We start from the raw sequence: 16,168 nt of genomic DNA, 5'->3' as shown, positions 1-16,168 counted from the left end.
CAGCACGGTACCGTATCACAGTTTTCGTTCAGATGAGCGCATACCGAACATCCGGTATAGTTCACATGTGCTGTGTCCCTACCGCATCCGCTCGGACCGAAAACGGTAACCGTATAATTACCTGCCGGGTGACCGCACTTGAACGCGAACGTAAAGTTACCGGTAACCAAGCCCGACGATGCATCGCATCCAGATGAGATCGGACCGGGCATAGAGGGTGAGGATGAATTAAGTATTATTATGGGACTCGAGGAACCTACAGGGCCTGACACAATGTAACCGATGCTATCGCAAGAATAGCTCGGGCAACTACCAGAATATTCGAGTTCATAATACACAGTTATGTTAGTATCGTTGGTGACACCAGTAGTTGTTGCGGACGTGGGTTCGACACCAGTTATATCTAAATCGCAGACACAAGGCGGGGAATGGGAAGGGCAGGTATACGAACACACCGATGAAACGGTTGAAGACTGCGACTTCGACGGTGAGCAGGTGACATCAGTAAACACAGTTACGCCACGGACCCCCGGTTCAGGCGCGTACATTACATCATCCTGAACATCTGCTACGGTGTTGAAACAGACGTAATCTCCGTTAAAGGAGAGGTTGTATCTGTAACCGGAAACGTCCACGGTTCTGCTCACACCACCGTACCTCATGTAACTACGTATTGGAACGGGTTTAACATCTACATTCACACCTCTCCATATGTAGGAAGACGGTACACTACCGTTGACACGAATCACGAATCCGAAGTCGGATATATTGCTGTCCATCCACAGACAAGGCAAAGTAGTGTTCATGTTTGAATACATCGGATAGACAGAAAACGCAAACCTCGGACTGGGACAACTGTTACTGACGACAAACGTGAACGGGAAGAAATCGTAACGCTCGTTCAAAGTTGGCATTGTCGGATATTCGCAGTCAACGCTCCCTATCACATAGTACCTCCCTTCTGAAGTCAAACTAATGTTAACACTGGAACGGGTACGTAGAGAATAACTCGTGTAAGTTGTGGTGTTCCTAGTCACTCGGCGGAAGTTCTCGTCCAGAACCTTCAAATTAACCTTTACATTCGGCGATATACCTGATCTGGGTTGACATCCTTGAACGAAAACAGGTAACTCGACCCTACCGGGCGGATAACACGAATCAGCCCTCGATAGGTCAACGATCCCATACTTATTGGAATAGAAAGACTCCAAACGCAACCCCAAGGGCGAAGACGAACAGGACGGTAGCACAAGCTCTGCGTTACCTACCGGATTAGAAGGATCAGTAATGTTAACTACAAAAAGAACACCTGTCCATCCGGTCGTGTTGAACGTACCAAAGGAAATATACTTCACCCTCGGATATCCAGCACCTGCCGGTATCGGCGGATGTAACCATACACCCCTTTCGTTGTTTGAGATATTGTTATCCTCAAACCTGATCGAATTGACATAGTTCAAGGAACGGAGTTCTATACCCGCTACAGAACTTCTAGTTATGTTGTTATCAGAAACCAGTATCTCATGGTACTGTTTATTTCGGTTCCAACCGGACTCGAAATATATGGCGCGAGAATTGTTCAGGAACAGATTGTTCTTTATAATCGTTTTACCGGTAAGATTGTTAATGTACCGGAACACGATTGCACCGTAATCGGCTGTGACATCGGGAGAATCTACGTTGACTTTATAGAAGACGTTGTCGGTTATACTGATGTTAGACGAAGCGGTGTACAGTTCAATGCCCATGGCACGGTCTCTGTCAAACAAAGATTCTGTTATTGAAACGTTGTTCGCAGATGCGACATGGATCCCGGACATACAATCGCTGAACACGGAACTATTGACAAGGACATCACGATTCGGTCTATTACCGAGTAACGAACATCCCAACTCCATACCATAGGTATCTGTGACATGGGTAGTGTTATGAACAGTCACGTTTGAAGAGGACACAATCTGTAAACCTGCGCGGTACTTAACAGTTCTCAGGTCTTTCAACAGTGCATCCGTCACATCGGTTATGGAGACCGCTGTCGTCTTGCAATCACCGCCACCGGGAACTTCTAAACCGTAGGCAAGATCGTCCGAACCCTCGATAGACATGTTATATACGGAAATGTTCGACCCGTGGACGAATACTACACCCCTATCAAATTCAGATACCGACCCATTGTACAGTTCGACATCGGACACGTGACGTCCGCATATCCCGCCGGATTCGTAAAGCATACTGCTCAACGCCAATCCGTCAGCTACCAGATGTTTACCGTTCATGTCTATCGATACATCGGAAGTGTTGACAAGAATGCAACAGAATACAGGGTTCGGATAATGACTCATAAATCGGTAGAGATGGGGTGTGGTCGTATCCGCGACCAGCGTTGAAGGCGGAGCAAGACCCGACAACGTACCCGTGACAGTTATATCGTTAGCAAGATAATATTCACCGGGACTGTTTATTACCGTGCAGTTCGTTATAGGGATTGGAACGGGTCCAGGAGAGGGTCCGCAGGTCCGGTTAACTGTGAATGATGCAGATGTGTAAGAACTGCAGGATACGGTACCTGAAGAAATATCGCTGAAATTACCGGTTACAACGATGGTATACTCACCAGGGTCAAGGGAGGATGTAGGTATATCGACAGGAAGACCTCCGTAAACGTAATCTGTTGTGTAAACCAGGTCCCCGGTAGAATTGTAGAGTTGTACCGAACCGAAGAGACATGATTGAACAGGACCGAAAGGCCCGGTGGCATCACATGAACAGGACGGGCTCGTAATCACCTTAGGTATAACGGTTATGTTATCACCTATCTCGTAACATTCGTCTAACGAATTTCCGATACTGACCGAACACGTGCACGGCGATGCAGGGGGATTTGCGTATGCGAACAATTTATCATAAGCGATTGCAAACAGCATACCCTTCTTAAGCGTCGGAACGATCGGTCGGAACGGTCGGCCGATATGTTCAACAGCGCCTTGCGAGTAATAGACCGTCCCATCGGATACGTTGAACGGTATGACACCCATCGCCTCTGACCCCGGAGCATTATCGTATACGTATGTGACATAACCTATCCCGTTCGACCCTATAACCGGTGCAGATACATCGACCTCATCAGTTTCACCCAGAATTAACGAAGTCCAGAGCACAAAGGACGGATCGTCCGGTGAACTGGATACATTAACAGCCATAAGTCTATCGTACACTGGAAGAACCAGGATATCACCATAAAGAGCAGGCGTTTTTACAGTTGTTTTTCCAGAAGAGGGGTCGGAAAAGGTGTATCTCCAGTATACCTCTCCAGATTCCGGATCTGCTTTTTCCACGTACAACCCTTTCATCGTCTTCCTACCGAAGATGTAAACATATCCCGACCCGCCGACAACTGCCACTTCCGACGAATCGGGAATATCTATGACAACAGAGGGTGTTAGCAGAGCACGCAGACCCAACCCCGTAAGTGGAAGACTGTATCCGGTCAGATATGATTCGGAAGGTATGAACAGGGTATGATTGTATATTATCATGTTACCCGTTACGGATGTGACGATAGAAGAATCGAGGTCGAACCTTCGCTTTGTCAAGCCATGACCCGAGAGAGTCAATCTCTCCACGAAACATGGGGTCTCATCGCTTCCTAAAACCGTATAGAGCGAAGTTCCGTCACTTACAGGTAATGAAAAGGATTTCAACTCTCTACTCGATGCGGAAGCCATGGCGATCAAAGGATGCGAATCAAACGTTATGTCAGATGCGAAACCGAACACTTCGTGTTCTGGATTACCCGAGTTTAACATACCTAAATACACTGCATTATCGGAGAGTTGAACCGGCACCGTGTTAGGCCGATCATCCTCGGAATAACATCGGTACATCAGCCCGAGATCCGGATTGTAGGAATACCATACGATGCTGCCGTCTGATGCGTTTACAACAGTCACACCGTATCTGACACTGGGCACAACGAGATGATCAGAACCGCTAAGATAACTGATATACTGCGGAAAAGAGATCTGGTTGGGAAGTCCTGACCCGAAAGGCAATGATAAAGAGATGTTCCATACCTTGACTAAAGGATAAGGACCGACCACCGTCTTATACGTATCGGACATACCTGTATGATACACATCGTCCTGATGCATCGGCCAATCACTCGTCACATAACCGGGTTCCAACGCATAGAATACTATTCTACCTTCAGGAGGTATGCCGCCACCGGCAGAAGTCAAACCGTATCCGACAATTCCAAGTATACCAGTTTCAGAGTCGTACACCATTGAATATGGTTCTCCGATATCGAAACTCGATGAATGCAACGTCTTTATTAATGTTATGTTCTTACTGGTAAGGTCGCCTGAATACACATAGATAGTGTCAGGAGGGGTTCCGACAATCAACATTCCTTTAGCATAAAGTGCACTTCTTCCATATCCGTCATGACCGCTGAGCAAACATTCCGTCCGATTGTTTAAAAGGTCCAATTCAAAAACTCCATCATCACTTCCCACCAGCAATGTCTCTTCAGAAGCGTTCAAAACCTGAATGGAGGAACCGAAAAGATCAATCTCTTTATTACTGACAGTGAACACAGTAGATAGGTCGGACCTGTTCATTACCACAATCAACGACTGAGAAGGATTTGAAACAACAAGGTAACGGTCGGTACGAACTATCGCGGGTAACAGTATGTCTCCGGACATCCCCAATCCGGTCTCCCTAACCCTAGGAAAAGACATGGTCTCCCGGTCAAAAGGACCGTAGAAAACAACAAGACGAAACTCTTTATCAACGTAAGATAGGAACAGTACGTCATCCGCTCCGTCATCATCAACATCGAACACGTAAGGTCTACCGATGTATGAGTAGTTGAGGGGTAGTTCGATCCTCTGATCAGCGGTTACATCATAGATAAACAGACTGCTGGGGAATGCCGTGGAAACGATTTCTTTGTATCCGTCATCGTCTATATCGCCTATCGCTGTACCCCTTGGGAAATCGATATCGTTAAATCTCAAACATCTGGCTACTTGAGCACCTTCCAACGTAGCTATCGAAGAGAGGTGGTTTGAAAAGAGCCGGTTCGTGTATTTCTTTATTACGCATACGCTACCGTTGAAAACCGTTGAACGCACGGACAGTATAAGGTCTTTGAAACCGTCATCATCGATATCATCAATCTCTACAGAACTGGGAAACGTCATACCGGTTATATTCTGTATGTCGTAAGAATGGACGGGAAGGATACGAGTTAATGCGGGGTCGAACGTTACCGATTCGTGAGAGGATAGAGCGAATGTTCCGTAAACGGTTATATGCATACCCTGTTCGGTGCTTCTCACATAAGCTGCATTGATAACTGAGGAAAAATCTGAGAAATCCAAAGCACCTTCACGACCGGAGGTTGTTACAAACCGTATCTTAGGTAAAGGTTGAATGAACTCTACACTGTTAGACTGCATTCTTATGCTCCCGGAACTTAAAGAAAGGTTGGCAGATTCTCCAGGTGCGAATGTGCGTTCGGTCCCGTTTATGATGATCGTGTGCGAAGGAATAAACACGGTATAATTTAATTCGAGTGTCACGGGTTTATCAAGTTTGTTGCGGATCGTCAACGATTGTTTGACACCAGTTTCAGAATAGAGCCGACCCAAATCGACGGTTGTCGTTTTAGCGTCAAACCTCGTTTCCATTTCGATGGAATCTAAATCATACCCCAGTCTACTACCGTTCAACGATTGATTCTTCAGGATCATCGGTGCATCGGAACGTATGTTCATAGTTATTGTGTTGAAAAGACCTTGGACAGAAGGGAACTTGTAAAACTGCGGAGATAAGTCCATAGAAACGGATGACTTATTCGAGACAGAAGTTTGTCGAGGGGCAGGAGTCAATAACAAAACTGACAAAACGACCCAGAACACTACGAACAATGTAATAGCACCCAACAAGATCCCGAATTTTGACCTACCCGACCTCGTCATTCGTTCCAACACCCCGATCTAAATGACGTTTTAATCTTGACAACGATATTTAAAAATATTTGTTTATAAAATTTACATCCCAAAACAAAAATTAATAAAACAACAACTTCGTCAACCCTTAAACGTCCGATTTATAAAACGAAACTTGACGAAATTCCGGAATTCGACAAAAAGGTTTAAATACATGTATATCCATAATTAATAACAATATCAAAAAGAGTAAGGTGTAATGATATGACACATGTTAAAACTTCAAAGAATAGGTGGTTTGCAAAGAATTTTCCGACCGTTGTCAAGATAGTTAAGACAGTCAAAAAAGTAGGTAAAGGTTTGCACATATGGACGAGCAGGGAACCTTTAGAGGATAGAAGTTATCAAAAGGCAGTTATAGATACCCTGGAAGTGATAAACAAACTGTTGACACACAATAATCCGTATGAACAGTTGGATAACATTCTCGAACTCACACAAAAACTGTGTCATGCAACAAAAGTGAGACTATGGGTCGAAAAAGAGGACGGGTTCGAATGCATCGCATCTGTACCGTACATCGAACAAGAAAAATGGAAACTGCTAAAAGAAGAGAGGATACCGAAGGATAAAGAATTTATTAAGAAAATCCTGACAAGCAAAAGACCGGTAGTATTGAATGAAAAAGAACTTGAAGAGATTAGAGATGAAGATCCCACGATAGAAATACTTCAACCTAAACGGTTGATGGTAAGAAAACTCAACCTGAGATCCTCTGTGAATGGGTTATTGGTTGTAGAATTTATCAACGGTCACGACAAAGGTTATATTGTTGGAGTGTTTAATGAGATGTGCGATATTCTGGAAAAACTGTTCGCTCAGGCAGACTTGATGAAAACGCTGTCGCAGCTCGCCATTACCGACGGATTGACAAAATTGTATAATTCGCGGTTCTACGTAGACCAATTGAAGAAAGAAGTAGAACGTGCCAGGACGGAAAAGAACGGAAGAAAACTCGCACTCATGTTGATAGACGGCGACAACTTCAAAAGCATAAACGACAGGTTCGGATATAAAGTAGGAGATAGAGTTCTAAAACTGATGGGGATGCGTCTTAAGGAAGCGGTTAGCGGGTACGATGCATACGCATGCAGACGCGGTGGAGACGAGTTTGCTGTGATAGCATGGGTAGATGAAGACGAGTACGTTCCCTTTGCAAAGAGAATTCATGAATCGATGTGTTTTACCGTAGATACACGTTCCTTGGGCGTGTACGAGAAAAACACCGAAGAGGTTATTCCGCCAAAACTTCATATAACGGTAACCGCAGGCGTAGACGTATGGAAGGATGCGTACGAGGATGCGGAAACCTTTGAACGTTTGGTCAACATGGTACTACTGGAGAGCAAAACCAACAACGAGAAAGGGATGCTCAGGTTCGGGTTGTACAAAGGGAACAAGCACAAGACCGGTGCAGGAGCACCGTAAACCCGCTTTCGCACGAAACTTTTGCATGAAAAAGTGATTGTTATCTATTCCGTTCAAACATTTCAAGAACCTTGTCTATTCTGGAGAAAGATTCCTTCAACGTCTTCTCGTAGACTCTGTAAACAGCACTACTCAAACTATCGTTAGGGTAATCACTCTTGGGGAACGAATACCTTCTGTTTTTACACTGTATGATCCCTTTTTTGGTGAGCTGGGTAAGATGATAACGTACCGTCTTGGGGGATATTGCAGATGATTTTTTGTTCACCGCTTCGATAACATCTCCAGAAGTGGGTTGTACGCCGTCGAAATGGAACTCCAACAACACTTCCAGAACATCCAATAGGGATTGACGGGATTCGTTCGGTGATATCAAACCCAATGCCAATGCTAACCATCTTACCATAGCACGCTTAGATAATACCACTTCCTTAGAAAGTGTCAATTGACGAACCGTAACCTCATGCTCGATAAGCTTTGATTCCGGGATCACACGACCACCATACAAAAAACGTAAAAGAACATTAAACCTCTTCTTCGCTTTCTTCAAGCTCCTTTCTGCATTCACTACACAGTAACATCCCGTCTACGAGTTTCAAATCTGTTGAATACGTGCCGCAACGCTCACACACTCCAACCACGGGTTCTTTTCCCCGAGGTGCGGACACCTCAGCCAATTCCACAAGCACGTCGACCAACCCTGGATAGGCGCGTAAGATGTCCGTTTCTGTAACCACGCCGACCAGCATCCCCTTATTGTTAACCACGGGAAGCTTCTTTATTTCGTATTTTCTCATGATCCGTGCCGCTTCGCCTATCGACGTATCGACCTTCACAACACGTAACGGACTACTCATGATACTGGATAACCGTACTTTGGAAGGGTCTCTGTTCCTAGCCACTACCTTTCGGACAATATCACGCTCCGTCACGATACCCACTGCCTTATTGTTTTTCAGTACGATAACACTACCCACTTTAGCATGAGACATCGCACGAGCAGCATCTATAACAGGACGTGAAGCAGGTATTGCTATAACACCCTTGGTCATACAGTCTCCGACTTTCAGTTCTTCTTCCATGATTAGGATAAAGAAGGATAAGTTTAAAAAACTTCACAGCACACCCTCGTTAGAACCGCTCCCAACGAAAAGGTCGCGTCTATGAACGGTATACCAGTTATCCGATACCTGGTCTTCAGCGGTTATACCAGAACGTATGACTTTCATCACATGTTCTTTGTCTATAACTTCTGACCCTTCAGAAACGGCAAGGTCGCCAGCAGCACGTATCACACCCGCTAATGCCCTAAGCCTCAAAGTCAAACCATTCGCATTGTCAACGGTTCGGGCAACGGTACGCGCATATTTTATAATCTCGATGACGCCCTCTTTAGTCATGTGAGGAATCTTTCCATCTTTAACTATTTCCTGAGCTACGAATCGTGCCAGTTTGAACCTGTTCTCATTGTTGTCCTCCATCCATCGATTCATAACAACTTCGTACCCGTCACCTCTGATTCTGGACCTCAGGGAAGGTAGTATCCGGTTTAAGTTAGCATGGTTAGCCGCTGCAACAAGTATAAAATCGCACGGTACATCGTCAACTCGAATACTAGCTCCAGAACTGGAAGGATTTTTGCCTACTATGGAAAACTTCTTTTCCTGCATAGCGGTCAGAAGATATCTCTGCAGTCCACCAAGAGCGGAGATCTCATCGATGAACAGAATTCCCTGATGAGCTTCGTGGATAGCCCCCGGAATAATACGACGGTAGGGAGGTTGACTGGCCGTTAATGCAGTACCGTACGGGTCGTGTTCCACGTCACCTAAAAGCTCTACTTCTGTGGCTCCGGTAACCTTGACAAACCGACTACGGTCGATAGGTACCAACACTTTACATTCTTCGGAATCGTTCTCTTCACTGTGATAGACACGAATTTTATCATTCTCGCGTACAAACGTAAAACGTTCTCCATCGACCTCGGCACGGACAACCCTTTTCTTTTCTTTGGTTCCGAGAAGGACTGAATCGTGTTTATTAGCATGACAATACGGACATATGTCTAGGTCTGGGTCGCTTATCTTACCACAACGTCTACATCTGAAACCCAATTCTTCCGCAACATAGTAAGGCACGTCGATAGGGTCTACAACAGAGGAAGGAGCTCGGCCTTGGGAACTTTTGGATGATGAGATCGTTCTTATTACAACTTTGGGACGTAACGGATCTAACGGGTTATCGGCAACCAGTATTTCCTGAGTAGGTGGAGGAAGGATCTCTGACATAGCTTTGGCAATCATACTTTTACCGGTTCCTGGCGGACCTACCAAAAGGAGATGACGATGCTGACGAACGCAAATCTTTGCCTTGAAAACTGCTTCGTCCTGTCCGATCACTTGCTGAAAAGGGTCTTCGGGGATCGGTATTTCGGAAGTTGTATCGAAGTCAAGGCACATGAATAACACCTTTCCCAACATCATTCAAATTTAACAGGTTTGCCTATCAACACCGATTCCGTAGCGCTCATTATTTTAACTCTAACCCATCGTCCGACCGGGTCGATATCCATGCAGTCGTACGGTACTGCTACTTTCTTGTACCATCGTGTCCTACCGATGTACGTTCCTTTGGTATCGTTTCTTCCAGTCATTAATATATTCAGTTCTCTGTTTATAAATTGTTTGTTCAGTTTCAAACTCTGTACCCTGTGAAGATTAGAGACCTCTACAACACGTTGTTTCACAACCTTATTATCCAGAGGTTTTAGTTTAGCTGCCGGGGTTCCGGGGCGCGGTGTAAACCTGGATATGTTAAGTATTTCGAACCGCATCCTTTTAATGAGGTCCACGGTTTTCCTAAAATCTTCTTCCGACTCGGTCGGATAACCGATGATGATGTCTGTAGAGATAGTCATGTCAGGAAACTTCTGCCTGAAACGTTCGACCACCGTAACAAACGTATCAACAGAATACCGTCTATTCATATCCTTAAGAACCTTATCGCTTCCAGATTGAACAGGTATGTGAAGGAACTTGAACATCTTCTTATCAGTATATATTTCGATAAGGTCGTCAAGCATACGGTAAGCGTGCTCGGGATTGATCATCCCTAAACGGATCATGAAATCCCCTTCTATCTCCAAAAGACTGTGAAGAAGGTCGGTAAGAGATGTTCCGATGTCGATACCGTAACACCCGGTATCTTGGGCGGTAAGCCGTACTTCTACCGCCTTGTTTTCTACCGCTTCAGTAACTAAACTCCGGAGATACTCCGGCCGTTTACTGCGAAGTCTTCCTCTCGATAACCGTGTCTCGCAAAACGTGCACGAACCAAGGCATCCTTCGCTTATAGGTATCGTTACAACCGGGCCGGTGAACCTCATCGGAAGATGTTTATCAAATGGTCGGACATCAAAATAGTTCCTTCCCGAGATGGATGATTCCACCGCTCTAACTATCATACGTAATGAACCGGGAGAGATTATAGATATGTTCGGATTTATCGACAGAAATCTCTCATGTCTTCTGTACAAACATCCCGCTATCACGATCGGTTTGTTTAACTTACTGTAACGTTTGAAGTTTTCAAATATCTTTGATTCTGTAGCCTGCTTAACCGTGCATGTATTAAGAATGATGACATCGGCATCAATAGGGTTGTCCACTTCGATGTAACCAGAATCGAACAATTGTTTACGCATCATTGCAGAATCCGCTTGATTAAGAGCGCAACCGTACGTCTCGATGAAGAATCTTTTTCTACGAACCGTCATTTCTTAAATTTTGTTTATATGTGATATTTATATTTAACTACGATCGCATTCTGTTACCGGATGAAACTTTTCAATCTAGACTCAGCGGATAATAAAGAAAACCTATAACCCCGGAGAACCCTTTCAGTTCTTCCGCAACATCGGATTCGTTTGAAACAAACGTAACCTCTACATGGTTATCTTCGGCTTTTGCAATAAGTTCGCGAATACGAACGTCGGACAATAGAGAATCGAGAACAACCAACCTCTTCAAGGCATGATATTCGAGAGCTTTACTGACCGGCTCAAGTCCGTAAACCACGTACCCTGTTTCTTTACCGAGATGTGTCTTGAACTCCTCCAAAACTTCACGGTCACGTTTAAGAGTGGTCTTACCTATCACCCTGTCAAGAACACCTCTATTGATAAGTTCTACGATACCGTTCCTCTCCGCATGCGAACACGATTCAAAAACCACCCTTTCACTGAGCTCTGGATACTCTTCCATAATTTTGTTCTTGACCATATCTTTAACAAACCCCGGACCCGCTATAACGATCGGTCCGTCAAACTCTTTCACTTTATCTATGATTTCTGTTACGAACTTTTGAAGCCTTTCTTCGTAATGCGGTTCGCGTTTGGACAATCCAGAATACAGTTCCGAACCGTACGAAACACCACGCGGTTTAACCTCAGCAAACAACGCCTTCTCTTCATCCACCACGACTATTAAAATGTCCGACACTTCAGAACGTTTCGACGCTTCGTCAAGCATAGACAGATGAGTATTTAACCATCGTTTAGAAACCGTCACAGTCAGATGTGGTTTAAGTTCCAATGTATGATAGGAACCCATCTGAACAAATTCAGAAGGGTAACCGTCTACAATACGTCCCGTCAATCTAAGGGACCTGTGGTATTCGGAAAATTCTTTTTTCTCTACATCTATAGTAATGGTAACGGGTTTGCGTTCCTGTTTGGAAGATTCGGTAGGTTTATAGGTTCTGTATGTCTTGGCTTTCACAAAGTCGCCCGGTTCTATAATACGATAAAGATACCATAAATCATCGATGGTTTCCGGGATTAACACAACAGAACCCTCGAACCTTCTACCCTGCGAATGTTTGAGCATTCTTTTAACAATCTTCATAAAACCAACATCGTTAATCTTTCCGCTTCTTTTTTAAATTTTTGGGTCGATAACACATTTGAAACGAAAATTTAAAACATGAATAGGGTGGTTGAATGAAAAGGATGGTTGTATGGATGATAATAATAGGGATTGTCGGACTGTTCGGTATAGTGAGCGCGCAACAAAAACTGGATATACCAGAACCGCCAAGATTGAACGAATCTGAAATATGCATGATAAAAACACAGACGGGAGACTACACTGGAAAATTGATACCTCTGGACCTTGATTACGGATGGAACATGGTAGGGTTCCCAGGAAGAATAGAAGAGACCACGAGAGTTGACAGATATTGCAATGACATAAGTGGTCTGTGTCCGGACTTTGGTCATTATTACTACTTCATGTACATACACCATGGTGGCGGAGGGTTCTATACAATGGATTCTGAGGCGCCTCAGTTCAATACTGGGTACTGGATGTATATAACTTCTTCACAACGGATCGAAAATAGGACATGGTACTGTTGTATAGACAGGCACGGCACGTTCACAATTCTATTGTATCCGGGATGGAATCTGATAACCAACCCATGTTGCCATAACATAAGCGTAACGGAAGTGTTCGGAGAAGGAACTGTCGAGAATGACAAGGGATACTGGTACGACCCGCATCTGCACACCTTCGTTACAAGCGACGTTTTGGAGCCAGGTAAATCCTACTTTGTCAAATACAACGGCATAGGGATTTATCAGGTCTCATGGGATTGCAAACCGCGAAATATCGTGTTTGAAAACGAAGAGACCGTCTCGCTCTCCGCAGCTATGGATAGAAAAGCCTATGCAGATAGTGTAGTGGGCTATTGTCTCAGGTCCGTAGGAATCGAGACAAAAGATGCGTTCAAAGTCACGCCAACATCTAAACAGATAGCCCAGATCAAACAATGCATACAGACACGTGATCCAGAATTGGCAATTCTGCTTTCCGAAGAAGAATCAGAACCTACAATGAAAGCAAGTAGTAGTGGTTCCGGAGGTAGAAGCGACTGTAAGTGCAATGAGGTAAACGCTGCTTCAGATTTCTGTTGCTGTCATGGAAAGAAGGGTAGATGTCAGATAATAATCAGTGGTGGAAGATATCAGGGAGAACGTTGTGAAACAACTAACGAACGTTGCAGTTTTTGGGACAAACTAAGGGCATGGCTGAATGGTCAACTCCTAAAATAAATTCCTTTTTTAACTTCTTTCTCTTTTTTAATTCTGTTTTTATTTTAGTTATAAGTGCTTTTGTTTTTATCGACTTTGTTTTTCAAATGTTTGGTACCGACAAAGTATGAAGTGACACCTAATCCTAGCATCGTAATTGCGGCCGCAAGATCTCTTCCGGTAAACGGAGAACAGGACATGGTTAACGGAGCAGATGCGACCATCCCAAGGACCAATGAAGACATACCGCTGATAAGTTCTGACAGACCGAAAAGGACCGTTCCGAACACCCTACCCAATCCTTTCGGAATGACCTTGCTCAGATGATACACTGATACACCCAACGCGGTAAACCCGGCCAACGTGCATAATCCGCCACCTACTAAGAAACCCGTGTTTTTCAAAAACACTGAAGAAAAAGACGCCACAAAGAAAGAACCTGTAGAAATCAAGAACGCTCTATTGGCGGTTGTCATATTCTTACTAGAAAAGGTATCTTTTTGGGTATCCATGGGAGTAACATGTTTTCTAACTGGATGTTCTGTAACCTTTTCAGGTGATAGAGTACGCTCTGCTTTTACATCCCCTGCGAACGACGGACGTTTCCGCGACGTTACATCTCTCCCGTGTCTTACATCAACACCTTTCTTACGTTTCAGTTTGTTCATAATAAAACACCATTATCTATTATGTTGAAGAAATATTAAAAACATATTTGATCAAATCCAAAAGACTAGACAACCTTAAATCACATCCCTTTTCACATACAGTTGCCTTATAGAGACAACTTTTTAAAGAATTATTTACAAAAAGGTTTTTGGGTCAACATTTTTTCAACCATCTTGTTATCCGGGTGTCAAGGGGGTCAAAAATGAGGATCGCGATAATCGACCGAGACAAATGTATAAGAGAAAGATGCGGGTACCTGTGTCAGAAGTACTGCCCAGGTGTACGGATGGGTGATGAAACAATAACTGTTGACGATGAGACTAGATATCCTGTGATTTCTGAGATTCTGTGTACCGGATGCGGGATATGCGTGAAGAAATGTCCTACCGAAGCAATAACGATAATAAATTTGGTTGAAGAGATGGGTAACCCTATCTACCAATACGGTGTCAACTCTTTCAGACTGTACGGTATACCTATCCCTGCGAAAGATGGTGTGACTGGATTCGTAGGTAAAAACGGTATAGGTAAAACAACGGCTCTTAAGATACTTTCTGGCAGGATCATACCGAATTTTGGGGATTATGACAAAGAGTATACATGGAAAGAAGTTATACCGCGGTTAAGAGTGGAGCAACAGATGTATTTCAAACAGTTTATCAAAGGTTCTATCAAACTTTCCTATAAACCTCAACATGTTGACATTCTGCCAAAGGTATTCAAAGGAACAGTACGTGAACTCATCGAATCTATACATCCTGCTCGAAAAGACCCAAACACGGTCATAGACCGGTTTCGATTGAACAAGATTGAAGGAAGAAAACTCGATAATCTGAGCGGTGGTGAGTTACAACGCGTTGCAATAGCCGCCGCATGGTCTAAAGAAGCGGACGTATACTATTTTGATGAACCCACGTCGTACCTGGATATCGAAGAACGGTTGCTGATCAGCCGACTTATCAAATCGTTATCGGACGACGGTAAACAGGTTGTGGTTGTGGAACATGACCTTGCAATTCTGGATTATCTCTCTGATTATGTATATATCTTTTATGGTAAAGAAGACGCATACGGTGTGGTATCTCACCTTAGAAATGCAAGGAACGGTATTAATGAATATTTAACGGGTTATCTGAAAACCGAGAACATTAGGTTCAGAGAGTTTGAGATAAAGTTCAACAAAAGCGCTGAATCCAGAGAATTATCAGAAGAGATAATACTCGAGTATCCAAAACTGACCAAGAGATTTCCTAACTTTTCTATGGAAGTGGAACCTGGAAAGATACATAAAGGTGAAATAATAGGCATAATCGGCAAAAATGCGATCGGTAAATCATTGTTCGTTAAGATGATTGCGGGAATCATCAAACCTGACAACATTGATTATGAAGCAGGATTGAAGGTCTCTTACAAACCGCAGTACATCCAAATCGAACAGGACATGCCTGTCTCAGAGTTCTTTAATACGCTCGACAAAGACGAGTTCGTGTTCAACGAAGCGGTTAGAAGGATGAACATAGAAGTTTTGATGAACAGAATGCTCAGTGAATTGAGTGGTGGCGAACTACAAAGGGTAGCCATCGTCGGAGCATTAGCTCAAAAGGCAGACCTATACCTATTTGACGAACCGTCTGCATTTCTAGACATCGAACAAAGGATGCATTTTGCCCATCTTGTTCGAAATGTAAGCGATGAGAGAAGTATGTTTATAGTAGACCACGATATCGTCCTGATAGACCTTGTATCGGATCATTTAGTAGTGTTCGATGGCGAGAGCAGTGTTCACGGACACGCCTACCCACCGGTCAGTAAACGTGAAGGGATGAATACATTTCTGAAAAATCTGGGTATAACTATGAGAAGGGATAAAGACACTTTGAGACCAAAGATTAATAAACCGAACAGCGTGTTAGATAGAAAACAAAAGGAAACAGGTGAATACTACTATTCCTTTTAACAA

10 protein-coding genes are annotated in these 16,168 nt (G+C 43.9%); 3 read left to right on the top strand and 7 right to left on the bottom strand.

The features are described from left to right. Positions 1-5,999, bottom strand: a 5,999-nt coding sequence (locus J7K41_00795) for a right-handed parallel beta-helix repeat-containing protein (protein MCD6549237.1), incomplete at its 3' end; no start/stop codon positions are given. Between the two features lie 225 nt (positions 6,000-6,224). Between J7K41_00795 and J7K41_00790 the strand changes: the two genes are divergently transcribed. After that, positions 6,225-7,448 carry a GGDEF domain-containing protein gene (locus J7K41_00790; protein ID MCD6549236.1) on the top strand — a complete coding sequence of 408 codons (1,224 nt, stop codon included), beginning with the start codon at positions 6,225-6,227 and terminating at the stop codon, positions 7,446-7,448. Between the two features lie 40 nt (positions 7,449-7,488). Here the strand turns inward: J7K41_00790 and J7K41_00785 are convergent, their stop codons facing one another. The 5 genes from J7K41_00785 to J7K41_00765 all read right to left on the bottom strand — a co-directional run bounded on the left by J7K41_00785 (position 7,489) and on the right by J7K41_00765 (position 12,352). After that, a complete protein-coding gene (locus J7K41_00785; GenBank protein ID MCD6549235.1) occupies positions 7,489-7,941 on the bottom strand; it encodes a hypothetical protein in 453 nt (150 codons plus the stop codon). A gap of 31 nt (positions 7,942-7,972) precedes the next feature. Next, entirely contained in the window at positions 7,973-8,530 is a 558-nt protein-coding gene (locus tag J7K41_00780; protein MCD6549234.1) for a CBS domain-containing protein, read from the bottom strand. A gap of 33 nt (positions 8,531-8,563) precedes the next feature. After that, a complete protein-coding gene (locus J7K41_00775; protein ID MCD6549233.1) occupies positions 8,564-9,907 on the bottom strand; it encodes an AAA family ATPase in 1,344 nt (447 codons plus the stop codon). Between the two features lie 20 nt (positions 9,908-9,927). Continuing rightward, entirely contained in the window at positions 9,928-11,223 is a 1,296-nt protein-coding gene (locus J7K41_00770; GenBank protein ID MCD6549232.1) for a tRNA (N(6)-L-threonylcarbamoyladenosine(37)-C(2))-methylthiotransferase, read from the bottom strand. 70 nt (positions 11,224-11,293) lie between these two features. Next, a complete protein-coding gene (locus tag J7K41_00765) occupies positions 11,294-12,352 on the bottom strand; it encodes an mRNA surveillance protein pelota (protein MCD6549231.1) in 1,059 nt (352 codons plus the stop codon). A gap of 95 nt (positions 12,353-12,447) precedes the next feature. Between J7K41_00765 and J7K41_00760 the strand changes: the two genes are divergently transcribed. Then, entirely contained in the window at positions 12,448-13,560 is a 1,113-nt protein-coding gene (locus J7K41_00760; protein MCD6549230.1) for a hypothetical protein, read from the top strand. 44 nt (positions 13,561-13,604) lie between these two features. Here the strand turns inward: J7K41_00760 and J7K41_00755 are convergent, their stop codons facing one another. Then, positions 13,605-14,207, bottom strand: a complete 603-nt coding sequence (locus J7K41_00755) for a hypothetical protein (protein ID MCD6549229.1) — start codon at positions 14,205-14,207, stop codon at positions 13,605-13,607. 203 nt (positions 14,208-14,410) lie between these two features. On the opposite strand from J7K41_00755, the gene J7K41_00750 reads away from it, so the two are divergent. Beyond that, the gene (locus tag J7K41_00750) at positions 14,411-16,165 is read left to right on the top strand and encodes a ribosome biogenesis/translation initiation ATPase RLI (GenBank protein ID MCD6549228.1); all 1,755 of its coding nucleotides are present in this window, start codon (positions 14,411-14,413) and stop codon (positions 16,163-16,165) included. Positions 16,166-16,168 lie beyond the last annotated feature (3 nt).

It is taken from the genome of Candidatus Micrarchaeota archaeon (assembly GCA_021163225.1).
Classification (GTDB): Archaea; Micrarchaeota; Micrarchaeia; order Anstonellales; family JAGGXE01; genus JAGGXE01.
This window is presented reverse-complemented; position numbering and strand designations above follow the sequence as displayed.